The 18,987-nt window shown below is 68.5% G+C and carries 24 protein-coding genes, 1 pseudogene and 1 riboswitch; of the genes and pseudogenes, 15 read left to right on the forward strand and 10 right to left on the reverse strand.

Annotated elements, in window-relative coordinates; translation table 11 throughout:
* Nucleotides 1–67: 67 nt before the first annotated feature.
* The 4 genes from AC5Y3Z_RS15250 (at nucleotide 68) to AC5Y3Z_RS15265 (ending at nucleotide 5,043) form a co-directional block, all read left to right on the forward strand.
* A complete protein-coding gene (locus AC5Y3Z_RS15250; RefSeq protein WP_473139436.1) occupies nucleotides 68–766 on the forward strand; it encodes a phosphatidylserine decarboxylase in 699 nt (232 codons plus the stop codon).
* On the forward strand, nucleotides 763–1,620 hold the full coding sequence (gene pssA / locus AC5Y3Z_RS15255) for a CDP-diacylglycerol--serine O-phosphatidyltransferase (protein ID WP_463825589.1): 858 nt from the start codon (nucleotides 763–765) through the stop codon (nucleotides 1,618–1,620). The genes AC5Y3Z_RS15250 and pssA overlap by 4 nt, the downstream gene beginning before the upstream one ends.
* A 1-nt stretch (nucleotide 1,621) precedes the next feature.
* A complete protein-coding gene (locus AC5Y3Z_RS15260; protein ID WP_473139437.1) occupies nucleotides 1,622–3,781 on the forward strand; it encodes an AAA family ATPase in 2,160 nt (719 codons plus the stop codon).
* A gap of 104 nt (nucleotides 3,782–3,885) precedes the next feature.
* Entirely contained in the window at nucleotides 3,886–5,043 is a 1,158-nt protein-coding gene (locus AC5Y3Z_RS15265) for an MFS transporter (RefSeq protein WP_473139509.1), read from the forward strand.
* Here AC5Y3Z_RS15265 and AC5Y3Z_RS15270 read toward each other — a convergent pair.
* A complete protein-coding gene (locus AC5Y3Z_RS15270; protein ID WP_463825586.1) occupies nucleotides 5,028–5,678 on the reverse strand; it encodes an LON peptidase substrate-binding domain-containing protein in 651 nt (216 codons plus the stop codon). The two genes, AC5Y3Z_RS15265 and AC5Y3Z_RS15270, sit on opposite strands and share 16 nt — an antisense overlap.
* Nucleotides 5,668–6,282 (reverse strand): TetR/AcrR family transcriptional regulator, encoded by a 615-nt coding sequence (locus AC5Y3Z_RS15275; protein WP_473139438.1) that lies wholly within the window; start codon nucleotides 6,280–6,282, stop codon nucleotides 5,668–5,670. The genes AC5Y3Z_RS15270 and AC5Y3Z_RS15275 overlap by 11 nt, the downstream gene beginning before the upstream one ends.
* A 21-nt stretch (nucleotides 6,283–6,303) precedes the next feature.
* Between AC5Y3Z_RS15275 and AC5Y3Z_RS15280 the strand changes: the two genes are divergently transcribed.
* Nucleotides 6,304–6,690, forward strand: a complete 387-nt coding sequence (locus AC5Y3Z_RS15280) for a hypothetical protein (RefSeq protein WP_473139439.1) — start codon at nucleotides 6,304–6,306, stop codon at nucleotides 6,688–6,690.
* Here the strand turns inward: AC5Y3Z_RS15280 and AC5Y3Z_RS15285 are convergent.
* The 4 genes from AC5Y3Z_RS15285 to napA are packed head-to-tail and all read right to left on the reverse strand — an operon-like array spanning nucleotide 6,687 to nucleotide 9,390.
* A complete protein-coding gene (locus AC5Y3Z_RS15285) occupies nucleotides 6,687–7,832 on the reverse strand; it encodes a glutamate--cysteine ligase (RefSeq protein WP_473139440.1) in 1,146 nt (381 codons plus the stop codon). The genes AC5Y3Z_RS15280 and AC5Y3Z_RS15285 overlap by 4 nt on opposite strands.
* On the reverse strand, nucleotides 7,813–8,520 hold the full coding sequence (sodC, locus tag AC5Y3Z_RS15290) for a superoxide dismutase[Cu-Zn] (RefSeq protein WP_473139441.1): 708 nt from the start codon (nucleotides 8,518–8,520) through the stop codon (nucleotides 7,813–7,815). The genes AC5Y3Z_RS15285 and sodC overlap by 20 nt, the downstream gene beginning before the upstream one ends.
* 38 nt (nucleotides 8,521–8,558) lie before the next feature.
* Nucleotides 8,559–9,029, reverse strand: coding sequence for a LytR C-terminal domain-containing protein (locus AC5Y3Z_RS15295; protein ID WP_473139442.1), 471 nt, complete (start codon nucleotides 9,027–9,029; stop codon nucleotides 8,559–8,561).
* Between the two features lie 52 nt (nucleotides 9,030–9,081).
* Nucleotides 9,082–9,390 (reverse strand): nucleoid-associated protein NapA, encoded by a 309-nt coding sequence (gene napA, locus AC5Y3Z_RS15300; protein ID WP_463825581.1) that lies wholly within the window; start codon nucleotides 9,388–9,390, stop codon nucleotides 9,082–9,084.
* 151 nt (nucleotides 9,391–9,541) lie between these two features.
* On the opposite strand from napA, the gene AC5Y3Z_RS15305 reads away from it, so the two are divergent.
* From AC5Y3Z_RS15305 to AC5Y3Z_RS15320, 4 genes and pseudogenes are all read left to right on the forward strand, one after another.
* The gene (locus AC5Y3Z_RS15305) at nucleotides 9,542–10,138 is read left to right on the forward strand and encodes a peptide deformylase (protein WP_463825580.1); all 597 of its coding nucleotides are present in this window, start codon (nucleotides 9,542–9,544) and stop codon (nucleotides 10,136–10,138) included.
* A pseudogene (locus AC5Y3Z_RS15310) lies at nucleotides 10,138–10,707 on the forward strand (GNAT family N-acetyltransferase, cg3035/Rv0428c family); the annotation flags it as partial. The gene AC5Y3Z_RS15305 and the pseudogene AC5Y3Z_RS15310, both read left to right, overlap by 1 nt.
* An 82-nt stretch (nucleotides 10,708–10,789) precedes the next feature.
* On the forward strand, nucleotides 10,790–11,593 hold the full coding sequence (locus AC5Y3Z_RS15315; RefSeq protein WP_463825966.1) for an exodeoxyribonuclease III: 804 nt from the start codon (nucleotides 10,790–10,792) through the stop codon (nucleotides 11,591–11,593).
* A 92-nt stretch (nucleotides 11,594–11,685) separates the two neighbouring features.
* Nucleotides 11,686–12,150 carry a hypothetical protein gene (locus AC5Y3Z_RS15320; RefSeq protein ID WP_473139443.1) on the forward strand — a complete coding sequence of 155 codons (465 nt, stop codon included), beginning with the start codon at nucleotides 11,686–11,688 and terminating at the stop codon, nucleotides 12,148–12,150.
* Nucleotides 12,151–12,158: 8 nt separating this feature from the next.
* Here the strand turns inward: AC5Y3Z_RS15320 and AC5Y3Z_RS15325 are convergent, their stop codons facing one another.
* On the reverse strand, nucleotides 12,159–12,344 hold the full coding sequence (locus AC5Y3Z_RS15325; protein WP_473139444.1) for an Rv1535 domain-containing protein: 186 nt from the start codon (nucleotides 12,342–12,344) through the stop codon (nucleotides 12,159–12,161).
* A gap of 59 nt (nucleotides 12,345–12,403) precedes the next feature.
* Here AC5Y3Z_RS15325 and AC5Y3Z_RS15330 point away from each other — a divergent pair, with 59 nt between their 5' ends.
* From AC5Y3Z_RS15330 to AC5Y3Z_RS15355, 6 genes are all read left to right on the forward strand, one after another.
* A complete protein-coding gene (locus tag AC5Y3Z_RS15330) occupies nucleotides 12,404–12,685 on the forward strand; it encodes a hypothetical protein (RefSeq protein ID WP_473139445.1) in 282 nt (93 codons plus the stop codon).
* Between the two features lie 44 nt (nucleotides 12,686–12,729).
* Nucleotides 12,730–12,840: riboswitch (TPP riboswitch) on the forward strand.
* Nucleotides 12,831–14,468: a phosphomethylpyrimidine synthase ThiC gene (thiC, locus tag AC5Y3Z_RS15335; RefSeq protein WP_463825576.1), complete on the forward strand. Its 1,638-nt coding sequence runs from the start codon at nucleotides 12,831–12,833 to the stop codon at nucleotides 14,466–14,468. Its footprint overlaps the riboswitch before it by 10 nt.
* Entirely contained in the window at nucleotides 14,465–15,295 is an 831-nt protein-coding gene (thiD, locus tag AC5Y3Z_RS15340; protein WP_463825575.1) for a bifunctional hydroxymethylpyrimidine kinase/phosphomethylpyrimidine kinase, read from the forward strand. The genes thiC and thiD overlap by 4 nt, the downstream gene beginning before the upstream one ends.
* Entirely contained in the window at nucleotides 15,292–15,915 is a 624-nt protein-coding gene (locus tag AC5Y3Z_RS15345) for an alpha/beta hydrolase family protein (RefSeq protein WP_463825574.1), read from the forward strand. Before thiD ends, AC5Y3Z_RS15345 begins: the two co-directional genes overlap by 4 nt.
* A gap of 96 nt (nucleotides 15,916–16,011) precedes the next feature.
* Nucleotides 16,012–16,236: a hypothetical protein gene (locus tag AC5Y3Z_RS15350; protein ID WP_463825573.1), complete on the forward strand. Its 225-nt coding sequence runs from the start codon at nucleotides 16,012–16,014 to the stop codon at nucleotides 16,234–16,236.
* A gap of 42 nt (nucleotides 16,237–16,278) precedes the next feature.
* The gene (locus AC5Y3Z_RS15355; RefSeq protein WP_463825572.1) at nucleotides 16,279–16,623 is read left to right on the forward strand and encodes a hypothetical protein; all 345 of its coding nucleotides are present in this window, start codon (nucleotides 16,279–16,281) and stop codon (nucleotides 16,621–16,623) included.
* On the opposite strand, the gene AC5Y3Z_RS15360 is transcribed toward AC5Y3Z_RS15355, so the two are convergent.
* The 3 genes from AC5Y3Z_RS15360 to AC5Y3Z_RS15370 all read right to left on the reverse strand — a co-directional run bounded on the left by AC5Y3Z_RS15360 (nucleotide 16,620) and on the right by AC5Y3Z_RS15370 (nucleotide 18,981).
* On the reverse strand, nucleotides 16,620–17,054 hold the full coding sequence (locus tag AC5Y3Z_RS15360) for a DUF4190 domain-containing protein (protein ID WP_473139446.1): 435 nt from the start codon (nucleotides 17,052–17,054) through the stop codon (nucleotides 16,620–16,622). The two genes, AC5Y3Z_RS15355 and AC5Y3Z_RS15360, sit on opposite strands and share 4 nt — an antisense overlap.
* Nucleotides 17,055–17,065: 11 nt before the next feature.
* The gene (locus AC5Y3Z_RS15365; RefSeq protein ID WP_473139447.1) at nucleotides 17,066–18,502 is read right to left on the reverse strand and encodes a neutral zinc metallopeptidase; all 1,437 of its coding nucleotides are present in this window, start codon (nucleotides 18,500–18,502) and stop codon (nucleotides 17,066–17,068) included.
* A gap of 77 nt (nucleotides 18,503–18,579) precedes the next feature.
* Entirely contained in the window at nucleotides 18,580–18,981 is a 402-nt protein-coding gene (locus AC5Y3Z_RS15370; RefSeq protein WP_463825569.1) for a DUF4190 domain-containing protein, read from the reverse strand.
* Nucleotides 18,982–18,987 lie beyond the last annotated feature (6 nt).

An 18,987-nucleotide genomic window follows, 5' to 3' on the forward strand; every position in this document is an offset into this window, starting at 1 on the left:
CTGCCCGTTCCCCTTCCGGGCCGGAACGAACCACGACGGCCGGTCCCGCTTACGTAAGATGACCCGCGTGGCAAAACGCCCTGGCTCCGCCGACGGTCCTGCACACCTGCTCGAATTGGTGCGCTCCACCATTCCCCCGATACACCCGGCCGGCCTGCCGTTCGTCGCGACCGGCCTCGCCGTGGCGGCCGGCGGTTACCGTTACCGCTGGCTGCGCCGGACCGGCCTGCTCGCGGCCGGCGCCTGCGCGGGATTCTTCCGCCACCCCGCCCGGGTACCTCCCGGCCGGGACGGCGTCGTGGTCGCGCCGGCCGACGGCACGGTCGCCCTGGTCGATTCCGCCGCCCCGCCCGCCGAGCTCAGCCTGGGCGACACCCCGCGGCCACGCGTCAGCATCTTCCTGTCGATTCTGGATGTGCACGTGCAACGGGCGCCGGTGAGCGGGAAGGTGATCGCGGTGCAGCACCGCCCCGGGCAGTTCCTGTCCGCCGATCTGCCCGAGGCCAGCGCCGCCAACGAACGCACCAGCGTGCTGCTCCACACCGCAGCGGACGCCGAAGTGGTGGTCGTGCAGATCGCCGGGCTGGTCGCCCGTCGCATCGTGTGCAACGCCCACGTCGGCGACCACCTGACGATCGGCGAGACCTACGGTCTGATCCGGTTCGGCTCGCGGCTGGACACCTACCTGCCGCCAGGCGTCGAACCACTGGTCAAGGTCGGCCAGCGGGCCGTGGGCGGCGAGACCGTGCTGGCTGAGCTGTCATGATCGACAAGCCTCGCATCCGGCGAACGGTGGATCTGCACCTGCTGCCCAGCGCCATGACCGTGCTGTCCATCTGCGCCGGCCTGACCTCCATCAAGTTCGCGCTCGACGACAAGCCGATACCGGCGATGGCGCTGATCGCCGTCGCCGCCATCCTCGACGCCCTGGACGGCCGGGTGGCGCGCATCCTCAACGCCCAGTCGCGGATGGGCGCCGAGATCGATTCGCTGGCCGACGCGGTCAACTTCGGGGTGGCACCGGCGCTGGTGGTTTACGTGACGCTGCTGGAGAAGTCGCCGATCGGCTGGATGGTGGTGCTGCTGTACGCGGTGTGCGTGGTCTTGCGGTTGGCCCGGTACAACGCGCAGGCCGACGACGGCAGCCTGCCGCCGTACGCGAAGGAGTTCTTCGTCGGCATGCCCGCGCCGGCCGGTGCAGTGTCCATGATCGGCACCATCGGCCTCAAACTGCAGTTCGGGCACGACGGCTGGTGGTCCAACCAGTGGGTGCTGGCCGCCTGGATCACCGGGACGTCGCTGCTGATGGTCAGCGCCATCCCGATGAAGAAGGTCCACACCTTCGCGGTACCGCCGAACCTGGCGGTGCTGTTGCTGGCCGTGGTGGCGATCGTGGCGGCGGCCGCGGTGGTGGTGCCCTACATCCTGATCTGGGTGATCATCATCTCCTACGTGTGCCATATCCCGTTCGCGGTGCGCAGCAAGCGCTGGTTGGCCAAACACCCTGAGGTGTGGGACGACAAGCCCAAGCAGTGGCGGGCGGCGCAGCGCGCGACCCGTCGGGCGGCGCCGCACCGCCGCTCGATGGCACGGCTCGGGTTGCGCAAGCCGGGCCGGTAACGTGACCCGCCCCGACCAGCTCGCCCTCACCGCGCGGCTGAATACGTCCGCGGTCGACTCACGGCGCGGGGTGGTGCGACTGCATCCCAGTGCCATCGCGGCGTTGGGCATCCGGGAATGGGACGCGGTGTCGCTGACCGGCTCACGCACCACCGCGGCCGTCGTGGGCATGGCCGCCGGCGACATCCCCGTCGGCATCGCGCTGCTCGACGACGTCACGCTGTCCAACGCCGGACTGCGGGAAGGCATCGAGGTGATCCTGCGTGCGGTCACCGTCTACGGGGCCCGGACGGTCACCCTCAGCGGCTCGACGCTGGCGGCCCAATCGCTGTCGTCGGCGACGCTGCGCCAGGCGCTGCTGGGCAAGGTGATGATGGTCGGCGACGCGGTCTCGTTGCTGCCCCGCGACCTGGGCCCGGGCACCTCGACCTCGGCGGCCACCCGGGCGCTGGCCTCCTCGGTCGGGATCAGCTGGACCTCGGAGTTGTTGACCGTCACCGGTGTGGATCCGGACAGGCCGGTCAGCGTGCAACCGAACACGCTGGTCACCTGGGGAACGCTGGTCGCGCAGCGGCCGGCCGCGTCGGAGACGGCCGAGGTGGTCAGCCCGCAGATCCAGGTCGAAGAACTCAAGGGCGCGGGACCGCAGGCCGCCAAGCTGACCGAATGGCTCAAGCTCGCCCTGGACGAGCCGCACCTGCTCAAGACCCTGGGCGCCGACACCAACCTGGGTGTGCTGGTGTCCGGACCGGCCGGGGTCGGCAAGGTGACGCTGGTGCGTGCGGTGTGCGCCGGACGGCGGCTGGTGCAGGTGGACGGTCCCGAAGTCGGCGCCCTGGCCGCCGAGGACCGGCTCAAGTCGGTGACCGCGGCCGTGACCGCGGCGACGAGCAGCGGCGGGGTGCTGCTGATCACCGACGTCGACGCCCTGTTGCCGCAGACCCCCGAACCGGTGGCGTCGCTGGTACTGGCCGAGTTGCGCACCGCGGTGGCCACCGACGGCGTCGCGTTGATCGCCACCACCGCGCGGCCCGACCAGATCGACTCGCGGTTGCGGTCGCCGGAGTTGTGCGACCGCGAGCTGAGCCTGCCGCTGCCCGACGCGGCGACTCGCCGGGCACTGCTTGACGCGCTACTCAGAGAAGTCCCGGCCGGTGCTCTCGATTTGGACGAAATCGCAAGCCGGACACCGGGATTCGTGGTGGCCGACCTGGCCGCGTTGATCCGGGAAGCCGCGCTGCGGGCCGCCTCGCGGGCCAGCGCCGACGGGCGTCCGCCGCAGCTGAGCCAGGCGGACCTGCTGGGGGCGCTGACCGTGATCCGCCCGTTGTCCCGGTCGGCCGGCGAAGAGGTCAGCGTCGGGAACGTCACGCTGGCCGACGTCGGCGACATGGCCGAAGCCAAACAGGCGCTGACCGAATCGGTGCTGTGGCCGCTGCAGCACCCGGACACCTTCTCCCGGTTGGGGGTGGACCCGCCCCGCGGGGTGCTGCTCTACGGCCCGCCCGGTTGCGGCAAGACGTTCGTGGTGCGCGCGCTGGCCAGCACCGGCCAGCTCAGCGTGCACGCCGTCAAGGGCTCCGAGCTGATGGACAAGTGGGTGGGTTCGTCGGAGAAGGCGGTCCGCGAGTTGTTCCGCCGGGCCCGCGATTCCGCGCCGTCGCTGGTGTTCCTCGATGAGGTGGATGCACTGGCGCCGCGCCGCGGCCAGAGCTTCGACTCCGGCGTGACCGACCGGGTGGTGGCCGCGCTGCTGACCGAGCTGGACGGGATCGACCCGCTGCGCGACGTCGTGGTGCTGGGTGCGACCAACCGGCCCGACCTGATCGACCCGGCCCTGCTGCGGCCGGGCCGGCTGGAACGGCTGGTGTTCGTCGAGCCGCCCGACGCCGACGCCCGGCGCGAGATCCTGCGCACCGCCGGCAAGTCGATCCCGCTGAGTTCCGACGTCGACCTGGACGCGGTGGCCGCCGATTTGTCCGGGTACAGCGCCGCGGACTGCGTCGCGCTGCTGCGCGAGGCCGCGCTGGCTGCGATGCGGCGCTCCATCGACGCCGCCGACGTCACCGCCGCCGACCTGGCCACCGCCCGCGGTAAGGTGCGCCCCTCGCTGGACCCGCTACAGGTGGAGTCGCTGCGCGCCTTCGCCAAGGCGGTCTAGCCGCGTTTGCCCGACCCCGCACCGGGTATCGCTGCCCGGTGGGGCGGGGGTAATCAGCGGTGACGACGGCGATCTCGGAGGTCAGTGCGGCCAGGCGCTGGTCGATGCTGACGGTCTCCCAGCTGGCGACGCTGTCGGCCAACGTGTTCATCAACGGGGTCGCCTTTCTGATCCCCACCCTGGGCAATCGGGGCGTGAGCCTGGTGCAGGCGGCCCTGCTGGCGTCGATGCCCAGCGTCGGCATGATGTTGACCCTGATCCCGTGGGGCTACCTGCTGGACCGCGTCGGCGAGCGGATCGTGCTGTCGGCGGGCCTGGGGCTCACCGCGGCGGCCGGCTTCGCCGCGGCGTCGGTGCATTCGATGCTGCTGGTCGGCACGTTTCTGGTACTCGGCGGCATGGCCGCGGCCAGTTGCATCACGGCCAGCGGCCGGCTGGTCACCGGCTGGTTCCCCGAGCATCAGCGGGCGCTGGCCATGGGGATACGGCAGACCGCGCAACCGCTGGGAATCGCGGTGGCCGCACTGGTCATTCCCGAACTCGGTAGACGCCACATGTCGGCGGCGCTGTTGTTCCCCGCGGGTCTGTGTGCACTGGCCGCGGTGGCCAGCGCGTTGGCCGTGCGCGACCCGCCGCGCGAACACAGATCGCACGTACCGATGCGCGAGTTGGCCGACCTGTACCGGGGAACCTCGTTGTGGCGCATACACTTTGCCTCCGCGCTGTTGATGGTGCCGCAGCCGGTGGTGCTGACCTTCATGCTGGTCTGGTTTCTCCAGGAGCACCACCTGTCGATGGCGTGGGCCGGTGTGCTGGTCGGCGCTTCGCAACTGCTGGGCGCGGCGGTGCGCATCGCTGCCGGACGGTGGGCGGATGCCATCGGGTCGCGGATGCGGCCGGTCCGGTGGATCGCCGTGGTCACTGCCGCGGTGATGATGCTGCTCGCGCTGGCCGATCAGCTGAACTGGCCGGTATCGGTGGGCCTGATGGTCGTCGCGTCGGCGATCACCGGCGACAACGGTCTGCCGTTCACCAAGATCCCGGAGATAGCCGGGCCGTTCTGGAGCGGGTGGGCGTTGGGGAAGCAGAACACCTTCGAGCGGTTGGTGGTCGCCGTTGCGCCCCCGGTGTTCGCCCAGCTGATTGTGGTGGCCGGGTATCCGCTGGCCTTCGCGGTGTCGAGTGTCTTTCCGCTGGCAGCGTTGCCGCTGGTGCCGGTCACCGACCCCGCGGATTCCGACGGCGACTACTCGGAGAGCTGAAACTCGATCACCGCGGTCACCGAGTCCACCGCTTCGAGCAGGGCGGCCAGCCGGTCGGCCGCCGACGGCGCCGCGAGCACCGCATACCGATCGGCCGGACCCATCGGGACGCGAGTTGCCAAGGCGTACAACAGCTTTGCGTTGTCTCTGGGCTCTGCACCCGGATAGTCGAACAGCTCGGCGCGGTCCGGTAGCTGCACTCCCTGCACCGCGGCGATCCGCTCGAACAATGCCAGCACCCGGTCCTCGACGTCGCGGAACAGTGCCGCCGTCACCGGCGGCCCCGATTCGTCGGGCCAAATCTCTACGCGCGCACGGGGATACGGATCGTCCGGCAGCCATTCGCGCACCCGGATCCGGTCGCCGATCCGGCACCGCAACACATAACGGCCCGAGTCGGCAGCGGCGTAATCGGTGATGGTGGCCACCACCCCGATGTCGCTGCGCGCATCGCCGCCACCGACCTCGCGCCCGCGCGAAATCAGCACCACTCCGAAGCGGGGATTCTGACTGCCCATGCAGTCCTGCACCAGCGCGGTATAGCGGGGCTCGAAGATACGCAGCGGCAGGATCTCTCCGGGCAGCAGCGCCGATTCAAGCGGAAACATGGGCATTACCACCGGTTCACGATTCATCGCGCCTCACCCCCGGTTCAGCATAGCCACGCAGCAGCGACCGGGCGGCTGCCGCGACATCGGCCGCCAGCCACTCGGGCAGCGGATCGTCGTAGGCGTGGCGGCGCACCACCGCGTAGGGCAGGTCGACCACGGCGCGATTGACCGCGTCCACGGCGCGCGCCGCACCGCTCCCGTAGAGTCCGATCGCCAACTCGCGCACCCGCACGGCCAGCGGCGCGTTCATCGCGGCGAGGGTGTGCTGAAACTCCGCACCCGGCCGGCCGTCGACCAGGTCACCGGGCCGGACCGTCAGCAGCAACCGGGCGTCGTCGGGCAGGTCGCGGGCGAAGTCGATCGCAGCGGCCGCCATTGCCACGGCCGTCCCCTCCGGGGTCGGCGCCGTCGCCGCCATCGCGCGCGTCTGGAAGCGCTGCAGTGCGCGCAACCAGGCCGCGATCACCACCCCGTCGCGGTTGCCGAACCGGTGGTAGAGGGTGCCGGCCGGGGCGCCGCTGGCTTTGGCGATCGCCGCGACGCTGGCCGCCCGCGGTCCGTGCCCCAGAATCAGGGACCGTGTGGCATCGAGAATGACGTCGGTCTCATGCTTCCGTGGCGGCGCCATGATCTAGTACAGTCCTTCTATATGAAACGATTACCCTATATTGATGAGTATGGTATCCCGGTGCGGGCCTCGGCCGCTGACACCTGGTCGGCGCTGCTGCGCACCATGTGCCGCGATCCCCTCGACCCGACCACGGTTCCGGTCGGTTTCCAGTTGGACGAGGCGACGCCCCCGCAGCGGCTGGCACTCAAGGGCCGCCATCCGTTCGCCATCTATCGGCTGGTGTTCGAGCTCGATCCGGACGGAGACGCAGTCCGGTTGCGGGCACTGACGTTTGCGGAGTTTCCCGGCCTGCGCGGCAAGGTGTACCGCGCACTGGTCATCGGTTCCGGCGGCCACCGCGTCGCGGTGCGCCGGATGCTGCACCGGGTGGCCGCGGCCGTCGACCGGGATCGGGTGCGCGCCTAGATGTCCAACTCGGCCACCAGCGCGTCGACCACTGCGCGCAGGTCGCCGTCGTGCTCCTCGGCCACCCGCCGCTGTCGCTGGTAGGACGCGCCCAGGCGGGGGATGTCGGCGACGGCAGCCAACTCGTCGGCGCACCGCAACGACTTGGCGATCGGCTCCAGCCGGGTCAGCACCTCGTCGAGATCCTCGGTGACCAGCCGCTCGTTGCTGTCGGCGTCCAGGATGATCACTGCGTCGAGCCCGTAGCGGGCGGCCCGCCACTTGTTCTCCTGCACGTGCCAGGGCGGCATGGTCGGCAACGGCTCGTCGGCTTCCAGCCGGCGGTCCAGATCCACGATCAGGCAGTGCGTCAACGCCACCAGCGCACCCAACTCACGCAGGTTGGAGACACCGTCGCAGATGCGCACCTCGATGGTGCCCAGGTGCGGGGAAGGCCGGACGTCCCAACGGACCTCGTCGACGTGATCGATGATCCCGGTCTTCTTCTGGTCGTAGACGAAGCCCTCGAATTCCGACCACGCCTGAAATTGAAACGGCAGACCGGCCGTCGGCAACTGCTGGAACATCATCGAGCGATTGCTCGCATATCCGGTGTCCACGCCACCCCACCACGGCGACGACGCCGACAACGCCAGCAGGTGCGGATACTGGTTGAGCAGCGAGGAGATGATCGGCATCACCTTGTACGCCGACGAGATCCCGACGTGCACATGCACACCCCAGATCAACATCTGGCGGCCCCACCACTGGGTGCGCTTGATCAGCTCCGCGTAACGCGGTGCGTCGGTGAGCTTCTGACTGGACCACTGGGCGAACGGGTGGGTGCCGGCGCAGAACAGCTCCATGCCGCGGTCGCGGACGATGCGCCGGGCCGGGCCCAGCGTGTCGCGCAGGTCGTGCATGGCCTCGGCGGCGTTCTCGCAGATGCCGCTGACGACTTCGACGGTGTTGCGCAGCAATTCCTTGTGCACGCGCGGGTTTTCGCCGATCTCGGCGATCACCGCGGTGGCCTCGTTGCTCAGATCGCGGGTCTGCGCATCGACCAGCGCGAACTCCCATTCGACGCCGACCGTCGGACGGGGCGAACGAGCGAAATCGATGCGGTTGCGCGCCCGGCTTCCCTTACCCGGACCCGATGACACCGCACGCCACCCGCTTGCCGGCGTCACCGGTAGTCATCGTCGTCTCGTCGGGACCGGGTGCCCCGTTGACCTGGTAGCGATTCGGGATGTTCATGAAGTTGTCCGGGCCCTCGTGGATGATGATCGACGTCTTCGCACCGCCGACCAGGTCGTCCATGGTGAAGCCGTCGGTCGTGGTCACCAGCAGCGCCGCCCCGTCCTTACGCACCTGCAGCGAGGTCAGGTCTCCGCTGGAATGGCCGGTGGCGCCCGGCACCTTGAGGTGCCCACCTGCGGAGGCGAAATCGCCCTCACATTTGCCGACGCTGTGGACGTGCACGCCGTGGAATCCCGGCGCGAGCCCGCTGCTGCTGGTGGCCGTGATCGTCACGGTCGCATAGCCGTTGGCGAAATCGAACTTCGCCGTCGCGACCTCCTGGCCGGACGACCCCTTGAGCACAGTGGTGATGGTCTGCCCGGACGGCGGCGCCTCCTGGGTGCTGGGCGCGGGCTCGGCGTGGCCGGAGGTCGACGGCGCCGGGGTGCCGGTCCAGACCGTCGGCGGGGTACCGGTCGTGGTCGCCGCTTGCTGCGGCGACGAGCACGCACCTACGACCGCGACGCACGCGGCCGCGACCAGAGCGGACTTGGCGGCAGCTGCGGACGTGCGACCTGCGGGACGGACAACGGGACCGGCGGGCTTTGACATAGCCGTGAGCCTATCTTGACGACCCGTCGAACCGGGCCTCAACCCGTCACTAAAACGATGACGCCGGGGGGCTGGTCGGCGAGTGCGGCGATGCGCTTCTCCACCGGGGCGTTCAGCTTGGTCCCGACCGCTTCAGCGGTGGCCTTCTCGCTGTCTTCGCCGTAGTACACCGTGGTCGCCGTCACATCGGCGACCGCGAGGTTGGTCACCTCGGTCACCTTGAAGCCGGCCGCTTTGAGATCGTCGGCGGCAGTCTTGGCGATGCCCTCCCGCGAGGAGATGTTGTACACCCGCACCTCGGCCTGGTTGGCCGCCGGTTTGGCACTGGTCGAGGTCGGCGCCGACGTGCTGGACATCGTGGTGACCGCCGACGACGACTCCTCGTCGGCCTTGCCGGCCGAACCCAGGGCCTGCCAGCCGAGCAACAGGAAAATCACGCCCAGGAAGAGCAGCACCATCACCATGGCCCGCAGCGGAAGCCCCGTCGAGTCGGGTACGCGCTCGTTCATCGAAGCCACTGTAACCAGCGCACGGCCAGAACCCGCAAAGGGCGCGGACCGGTCAGGTGACCTCGAAGCCCAGCCGCCGCGCGGCGCGGGCCTTCTGGCGACTGGCCCGCAGCCGCCGCAACCGCTTCACCAACATCGGGTCGGCGGCCAGCGCTTCGGGCCGGTCGACCAGCGCGTTGAGCACCTGGTAGTAGCGCGTCGCCGACATCGAGAACAGCTCCTTGATGGCGTCTTCCTTGACGCCGGCGAATTTCCACCACTGCCGTTCGAAAGCCAAGATGTCATGCTCGCGCCGGGTCAGCCCGTCTGCGATCTCCGAGTCGTCGTCCGCTCGATGTGCCCGCGCCATGGCGCTGTCCATATTGCTTCCCCTGGACCCTTTCGGCGAATGCTGGGCAATGTTGTGCGCGAATATTGAACCACGCCGCAATGTGTTGCGCCGGAATGCAGACCCGCGCGTCGGCGTAGACCTTTGCGGGACCGTTCGCGCAACTCGCCTAAGCTAGCCGACCATGGCAGTCGTACCCATCCGCATCGTGGGAGATCCGGTTTTGCACACTCCGACGACGCCTGTCCCGGTCGGCGCCGACGGGTCGCTGCCGGCCGAGGTGCTCGAGCTGATCCAGACCATGTACGACACCATGGACGCCGCCCACGGTGTGGGACTCGCGGCCAACCAGATCGGGCACGGCCTGCGGTTGTTCGTCTACGACTGCTCGGACGACCGGGGACTGACCAGCCGCCGGCGCGGGGTGGTGGTCAACCCGGTGCTGGAGACGTCGGAGATTCCCGAGACCATGCCGTCAGCCGGCCACGACGACGACGAAGGGTGCCTCTCGGTGCCGGGCGAGTCCTTTCCGACCGGACGGGCCGACTGGGCGAAGGTCACCGGCCTGGACGCCGACGGCAAACCGGTCAGCGTCGAAGGCACCGGGCTGTTCGCGCGCATGTTGCAGCACGAGACCGGGCATCTGGACGGATTCCTCTATCTCGACCGGTTGATCGGCCGGCACGCACGCGCGGCCAAGCGGGCGGTCAAGTCGCATGGCTGGGGCGTGCCGGGATTGTCCTGGACGCCGGGCGAGGGGCCCGACCCGTTCGGTCACTGATGGTTGCCTGGCCGCCGCCCGGGACGCGGGTGACGCTGCGCTACCGCCGGCCGGCCGGATCGGTCCCGCCGCTGACCGACGCCGTGGGCCGGTTGCTGGCGGTCGATCCCGCGGTGCACGTACAGACGAAATCCGGTGCAGTGGTCCAGGTTCGGCCCGACGACGTGGTGGCCCTGCGGGTCCTGACCGACGCTCCGGTGCGCACTGCCGACATCCGGGCGCTCGAGCGCCGGGCCGCCGAGGCCCGGCCCGGCGCCGAGGAAAGCCGGCTGTCGGGCTGGCTGCTGCGCGCCGGTGACGGCGTTGAACTGGCCACCAATTCTGCTGTGCCGCTTGATCTTTCGGCGGATTCAGCAGCCATCGGCGCGATCGCCGCCTGGTACACCGCGCGAGGCCTGCCGCCGCGGGTGGTCATCCCGGACCGGTTGCTGTCGCCGCCGGCCGGCTGGTGCTGCGAGCGTACCGAACGGGTCCTGGTGCGCGAGGCTGATCACGCGTACCGCTGCATACCCGACACCGAGCCGACCGGCACGGCCGAATTGCAGGGTTTCCGCCTGCACCATCGCCGCCGGTATTTCCGCGCAGCACCGGACTGGACACCGGACTAGAGAGGAGAACGCCATGCCCGACACCCCCGCCGGCGGCGACCGGCTGCGGTTGGCCACCTGGAACGTCAACTCGATCCGCTCCCGGCTGGACCGGGTCCTCGACTGGCTGGTGCGCGCCGAGGTCGACGTGCTGGCCATGCAGGAGACCAAGTGTTCGGATGAAAAGTTTCCGGCCCTGCCGTTCCACGAAATCGGTTACGAGGTGGCCCATGTCGGCTTCAACCAATGGAACGGGGTGGCGATCGCCTCCCGGGTCGGGCTGTCCGATGTGCAGGTCGGCTTCGACGGCCAGCCGACCTGGAGCGCCAAACCCGACGTGGCGGCGGCGGCCGAAGCCCGTGCGCTCGGCGCCACCTGCGGCGGGGTGCGGGTGTGGAGCCTGTACGTGCCGAACGGCCGCACCCTCGACGACCCGCATTACCTCTACAAGTTGAATTGGCTTGCCGCGCTGCGCGATACCGCTGCCGGCTGGATGCGCGAGGATCCCGGCGCGCCCATCGCGCTGGTCGGCGACTGGAATATCGCGCCCACCGACGACGATGTCTGGAGCACCGAGTACTACGCCGGCTGCACCCACGTCTCGGAACCGGAGCGCCGTGCGTTCGCGGCCATCGTCGACGCACAATTCGCTGACCTGGTAAGGCCTTTCACGCCGGGACCGGGGGTATACACCTACTGGGACTACACCCAGCTGCGCTTCCCCAAGAAGCAGGGCATGCGCATCGACTTCATCCTTGGCTCCCCGGCGCTGGCCGAGCGGGTGGTGGACGCACAGATCGTCCGCGAGGAGCGCAAGGGCAAGGCGCCCAGCGATCACGCGCCGGTCCTGGTGGACCTACGCCCCTGACCTTTCAAGATGCTGTGAAATTCGTTGTTGTTTCTGGTGAAGAACGCGGCCGGGGGGTATACAAGCAGAGTAGCCAAGGCCAGGGAGTGATCATGGGTGTCGTTGACGGAGCTTTTCGCACGGTAGGTCGGACACTCAGTCGGGCCGCGACGGCAACCACCGCCGCTGCCGGCGCCGTCGGCGGGGCGACGGTCAACGGCATCGTCGGCGGGGTCAAGGGCGCCGCCGAGGGGATTCAGCAGGGCATCGGCACCGGCAGCAAGTCGACTCCGGCCGCCGCGCTGGCGATCGGCGCGATCGGCGCCGCGGGTCTCATCGAGTGGCCCATCCTGTTGGCGGTCGGCGGTGGAGCGCTGTTGCTGCGCAAACTGAACAACGCCCCGGAACCGGCCGGCGTGCAGGCCCCGGCCAAGCTCACCCCGGTGCCGGACGAACCGGCCGCCGCCGAAGCACCGAAGACCCCGACGAAGACAGCGACAAAGACAGCCCGGAAGGCACCGGCCAAAAAGGTCGCCGGGCGCCGGGCCGGTAGCACCAGCCTGCGCAGTACGAACTGATTCCGTCGTCAGCCGGTTGCGCGCGAGCAATCACACCGCGACGCGCGGACCGTGACAGGGCGAGGAGTTCGATCCGAGACCACCTCCAGCACCCCCGCCCGCCACAGCAGGGCGTACAGCTCCGTCAACGGCCTCTGCAGCAACCGGGCGCACGACGCAGCCAGCGGGTCACGCAATGCATCTGTCGTCGTCATACCTCGACGGTGACCGCCCCACCGGGCACGACGGCAAACCCTTCGTTACTGAAAGGCAAATGATGGCCGAAAAGAAAGATCGCTCCGTTACCTCCCAGCGCGAGGCGGTGTCCCAGATCCGGCAGGCCCAGACGTTCGTGATCAACCTGCCGATCCTGGGCAGGGTCCAGATACCGCCGCCCGAACAGCTGGCCTACTACGGCGGGATCGCGGCCCTGGCGGCGTTCGAACTGATCGACTGGCCCGTCGCCCTGGTGATCACCGCCGGGCACCTGCTGGCCAGCAACCACCACAACCAGGTCCTCGAGGAACTCGGCGAGGCCCTGGAAGAGGCCGACTGATACCCGGGCCGGTGCGCGCTGCGCTAGCGTGGGAGCCATCCAACCGAAAATGACGCGGGAGCGCACGCCCGGTGCGCTGAGAGGACGGCTCGGGGCCGTCGACCGTACGAACCTGACCGGGTAATGCCGGCGTAGGGAGATAGCCATGACCATGACCGTCGAACCGTCCGTCACCACCGGCCCGATCGCCGGCAGCAGCAAGACCTACCGCGAGGTGGAGGGCGTCCCCGCGGCGCGGGTCCCGTTCCGGCGGGTGCACCTGTCCACCGGGGATCACTTCGACCTGTACGACACGTCCGGGCCCTACACCGACGCGAACGCCGTGATCGACCTGAACGCCGGCCTGCCGCCGCGTCCGGGTGTGGTCCGCGACCGCGGCACCCAGCTGCAGCGCGCCCGCGCCGGCGAGATCACCGCGGAGATGGCCTACATCGCGGTGCGCGAAGGCATGCCCGCCGAGCTGGTGCGGGACGAGGTGGCCCGCGGGAGGGCCGTCATTCCGGCCAACCACAACCACCCCGAGATCGAGCCGATGATCATCGGCAAGGCGTTCGCGGTGAAGGTGAACGCCAACATCGGCAACTCCGCCGTCACCTCCTCCATCGCCGAGGAGGTCGACAAGATGGTGTGGGCCACCCGCTGGGGCGCGGACACCATCATGGACCTGTCCACCGGCAAGAACATCCACGAAACCCGCGAATGGATCCTGCGCAACTCGCCGGTCCCGGTCGGCACGGTGCCCATCTACCAGGCACTGGAGAAGGTCAAGGGTGACCCGACCGAGTTGACCTGGGAGTTGTACCGCGACACCGTGATCGAACAGTGCGAGCAAGGTGTCGACTACATGACCGTGCACGCCGGTGTGCTGCTGCGGTACGTGCCGCTGACGGCCAAGCGCGTCACCGGCATCGTGTCCCGCGGCGGGTCGATCATGGCGGCATGGTGCCTGGCGCACCACCGGGAGTCGTTCCTGTACACCCACTTCGAGGAACTCTGTGACATCCTGGCCCGCTATGACGTCACGTTCTCCCTGGGCGACGGGCTGCGGCCGGGTTCCATCGCCGACGCCAACGACGCCGCCCAGTTCGCTGAGTTGCGCACCCTGGGCGAGCTGACCAAGATCGCCAAAGCCCACGGGGTGCAGGTGATGATCGAAGGCCCGGGCCACGTCCCGATGCACAAGATCGTGGAAAACGTTCGGCTGGAGGAGGAGTGGTGCGAGGAGGCACCGTTCTACACCCTCGGGCCGCTGGCCACCGACATCGCGCCGGCCTACGACCACATCACCTCGGCGATCGGCGCGGCGATCATCGCCCAAGCCGGCACCGCGATGCTCTGCTATGTCACCCCCAAGGAGCACCTCGGCCTGCCGGACCGCAAGGACGTCAAAGACGGCGTGATCGCCTACAAGATCGCCGCGCACGCAGGTGATCTGGCCAAGGGCCATCCACACGCGCAGGACCGCGACAACGCTCTGAGCACAGCACGTTTCGAATTCCGCTGGAACGACCAGTTCGCCCTGTCGCTGGATCCCGACACCGCACGGGAGTACCACGACGAGACGCTGCCGGCCGAACCCGCCAAGACCGCCCACTTCTGTTCGATGTGCGGGCCGAAGTTCTGCTCGATGCGCATCACCCAGGATGTGCGGGACTTCGCCGCCAAGCACGGACTGGAAACCGAGGCAGATGTGGACGCCATGCTGGCCGCCGGCATGGCAGAGAAGTCCCGCGAGTTCGCCGACCACGGCAACCGGGTGTATCTGCCGCTCGCCCAGCAGTGACCTACCTGCCCCTGCCGGCACCGGGCGCAACGCCGCTGCGGGTGCTGACGATCGCCGGGTCGGACTCCGGGGGCGGCGCGGGCATTCAGGCCGACATGCGCACCATGGCGCTGCTGGGCGTGCACGCCTGCGTCGCCGTCACCGCGGTGACTATCCAGAACACCTTGGGCGTCAAGGGTTTTCACGAGGTTCCCACCGCGGTGGTGGCCGGGCAGATCGAAGCGGTGGTCACCGACATCGGCATCCAGGCGGCCAAGACCGGGATGCTGGCGTCGTCGTCCATCATCGAGGTGGTGGCCGCCACCTGGCAACGCCTCGACCCGCAGGCGCCGTTGGTCGTCGACCCGGTCTGCGCGTCCATGCACGGGGATCCGCTGCTGGCCCGGGATGCGCTGGAATCGCTTCGCACCCAACTGTTTCCGTTGGCCACGTTGGTGACGCCGAACCTGGACGAGGTACGGCTGATCGTCGATATCGAGGTGGTCGACGCCGCGTCCCAGCGCGCCGCGGCCGAGGCACTGCATGCCCTGGGCCCGCGGTGGGCGCTGGTGAAGGGCGGGCACCTGCGGACCTCGCAGTCCAGTTGCGATCTGCTGTACGACGGTTGCGATTTCTACGAGTTCGACCAGCCCCGGATCGCCACCGGCGACGACCACGGCGGCGGTGACACGTTGGCGTCGGCGGTGGCCTGCGCGCTGGCCCACGGCTTCACCGTGCCCGACGCCGTGCGCTTCGGAAAGCGCTGGGTCACCGAATCGCTGCGGGCCGCCTATCCGCTGGGCCGCGGCCACGGTCCGGCCTCTCCCCTGTTCCGGCTGCACCGGTGAACCTCGACGACATCGCAGGTGTCGCGCATCGGCCCGAAGGCACCCCACATGGGGTGGTGGTGCTGACCCACGGCGCCGGTGGCAATCGGGATTCCGCACTACTGCAACAGATTTGCGCACAGTGGGCCCAGCGCGGCTGGCTCGCGGTGCGCTACAACCTGCCGTACCGCCGACGCCGCGCAGCAGGCCCGCCGTCGGGCTCGGCGGCCACCGACCGGGCCGGGATCATCGAGGCGATCGAGGTGTGCCGGCGACTCAGCGACGGACCGCTGATCGCCGGCGGACATTCCTACGGCGGCCGGCAGACATCCATGGTGGCCGCGGGGGGCCAGCCACTGGACGTGCTTACCCTGTTCTCCTATCCGGTGCACCCACCGGGCAAGCCGGAGCGTTCCCGCACCGAACATCTGCCGGACATCACGGTGCCGACGGTGTTCACCCACGGCACATCCGATCCGTTCGGCACGATCACCGAACTGCGCGACGCCGCTGCGCTCATCTGCGCACCGACCGAGATCGTCGAGATCACCGGCGCCCGCCACGACCTCGCTTCGAAGAAGTTCGACGTCGCCGGCCTGGCGGTGGCCGCGGCGCTCCGGCTGGCAACCGCAGTGGGCTGAAACGCCCTGCTCCGCACCACCCAGACTACCGTCGTGCTGGAATGTCCATTAACATAGTGCACGTCCGTGGGGTAGGCCGACTGGTGGCGGGGCGTCGTGTTGGAAAGAATTCGCCGGGTGTTGAGCTTCGAGCTCTCCGTCGCCCAGCTGCTGGCCATCGGGATCGGGCTCGGTGCCCCATATCTGCTGGTAGGGGTGGTTTGGTCAGCGACGCACACCGATCATCTGCGCGATCTGCAGGGCGCCGATCTGGCCGTGTCGTTCCTGGGGTCGATCGTTTCATGGCCCGTCCTACTGTTCGCCAATGTCTGCATGACCTGAATGTCGACACCGTACCGACTATTAACATCGCCGGGAGCAAACGTGAGTCACCGTCAGTTCTACCTCGGAATCACCGGCCTGCTACTCGTGCTGATCGGACTGGCTGCGCTGTGGTTTCCGGTGTACCTGGGCCAGTACGACCAGTACGGCATCAGGATCAACTGCGGCAACGGTCTCGGCTTCCAGCTCTCTCAGGCCCCGCAGGCCGCCCCGGCCGCGACGTCGCAGTGCGGCAGCGCGTTGCTGATCCGTCGGTTATGGGCGATCCCCGCCGTGGCCGTCGGGTGGGTGCTGGTCTGCTGGGTAGCGATCAAGTGGATGCGGGAAGAGACGTTGAGCGACGAGCCCGAACACCTTGTGCCCCATCCCGAGATCGGGTGGTTCTAACAGGACACCGTCTGGGGAGTGCGGCTGATCGTCGCGGCGATGGCGGTCGAGTAATCGTAGTAGTCGCGGTGGTGGTAACGATGGCGGCGTGAGTCCGCCTGTGCCAGCAGCACCAGCGCGATCACGATGATCACCCCGGCCACCACGGTGAGCGCGCTGATGATGATGCCGGCAATCGCCATGCCGCGGCCCTGTTGCCCGCTGGTCCTGATCTGGTGGAGTCCGATGAACCCGAACACCAGCCCGAGAACGGTGGCCACGCCGCACACGAACGGTCCGATCACCGAACACACCAGCGAGGCGATCGCCATACCGTTCGTGCCCTGCTGCGTCGGGTAACCGCCCATCGGCGGCGGATAACCGAAGCCTGGTTGCGGCTGGTATCCGTAGCCACCGGGCGGCGGCGGATAGCTCGGCGGCTCGTAGGTCACGAGACGAAACTCTACCCCGGGTAACGGGTATAACATCCGGCCATCTCGCCGCCGACGCCGGAGCGGAATGCGGCGATCCGGGTGAATCCGGCGGGCACGCTGACACCGTCGGCGTCACTGGCGACCATATGGTTGGTGAGCAGTCCGGCCACCGCTTCGTCGAGGTCACCGGCGGTCAAGACCAGCGAGTTACCCGACGGCAACTCGATGTTGTCGGACATTTTGCGGTGCGCGACGCCGGTGAGGCAGGCCGTGCGCAGCGCGGTCCACGGACTCTGCATCGGCAGGTTGCGCTCGTGCTGGACCGCCAGCGCGTACCTCGACATCACGATCGACAACGCGGTGTCGTCGCCCTGGGGCAGGCTGTGTTCGTTCTCGCCGGCGACCTTGCCCATCGTGGCCAGGGCAGGCAGGTCGACGGCGATGGTGTTGGTGGCCGGGCAGTACGACGCCGGCGGGCTGGGCTTGGCGTCGGCGCAACCGGCTTCCTTCAGTGACAGCTTGGGCGGGTTCTTCGGGGCGAAGATCTTGCCCATCAATTCCATCAAGGTGTTCAGGGTGTCTTCGTTGATCTGGACCTCACCGGTCTCCGTCGATCCGCTGGTGTCGACCCGCAGCGTCGTGGGCAGGTCGCCGCGGCGCCGCTCGATCTCGGCTTTGGTGATCGTCGCGCACGCCGACGTCCCGGTAACGAAGCCCATCTGAAAGGCGCTCACCCGGTCCAGTGCCGATCCGTGCTCGTCTTCGTTGGATTCGTCGGCGTCCATCACCGGGTCCCGGGTGGTGATGATCCCGGCCAGCACATGGTCGAGTCCGTCGCCGGTGCTCAGGGTGAAGCGCGGCGACTTACCCTCGGCCACGTAGTACAGGTACACCCCGGCGAAACAGTCCGCCTGCTGCTCGTAGACGATGGTCGGGTCTTTCCGGTTGACCAGCTTGGCCATCGCCTGCAGGGCGTGCCCGAACTCGTGGGCGAGCACGCCGTTGACCGACATGTCACCGAAGTACTGCTGCGCGGTCGGCATGAAGACCCCGCGGTCCCAGGCGATCAGGTTGCAGCGCGACGTGAAGAACGCGTTGACGTTGTCGTAGGTCTGGCTGCGGCAGACCCGTGGGCTGTTGCGGTCCTTGGAGTTGTAGGACACGAACTTGTCGACTGGCTTGTAGGAACCCTTCAGCGGTGCTTTGTAGTTCGCCTGCCAGAACTCTTCGATGTCGTTGATGGAGAGCAAGGACAGTCTGTCGATCGGTCCGTTGTCGGTGTTGACGACGGTGCCCGTCGCGGCGGGCGCGTTCGCTTTCACGCCACTCTTGCCGTTGGTCGCCGGCAGGCCACCCACCCGGAAAGGATCGTTCAGGATGGAGACCGCCCGGCCCTCGACCATGGTCGAACATCCCGCCACTATCAGCACGGCGCCGAGGCATGCCGTCACTGCCCGAAAGCTCATCGAATCAACCCCGTCCCGACCCGGCCGGACCCAACGACACCCATTCTAACCGGCGTCGTTCAGGTCACCGGAACGCGTCAGACTAGCGCAGCTCGCGAAAACACCTGCGGGTCAACGGCAGTCAGCATCATCGAGACGGTGTCGTGGCTACTGCTGGTGGCCGCCATGATGGCGACGAAGATGAACCAGAGCACGATCATGACGATCGAGATCCCGCTGATGATCACGCCGGCCAGCGCCATGCCGCGGCCATCCTGCCCGGTCTTCTTGATCTGATTCAGCGCGATGATGCCCAATACCAGGCCCACGATCGGGCCGATGCCGCAGATCCACCCCACCAGCGAACACACCAGCGAGGCGATCGCCAACCCGTTGGTGCCGACGGGTTGCGGATAGCCACCGTACGGATTCGGTGCCGGCGGCGGATATCCGTATCCACCGGGCGGTGGCGGCGGATAGTGGGGCGGTTGCTCCGTCATGGGACC

The sequence above is a fragment of the Mycobacterium sp. NGS61 genome, from assembly GCF_059812325.1.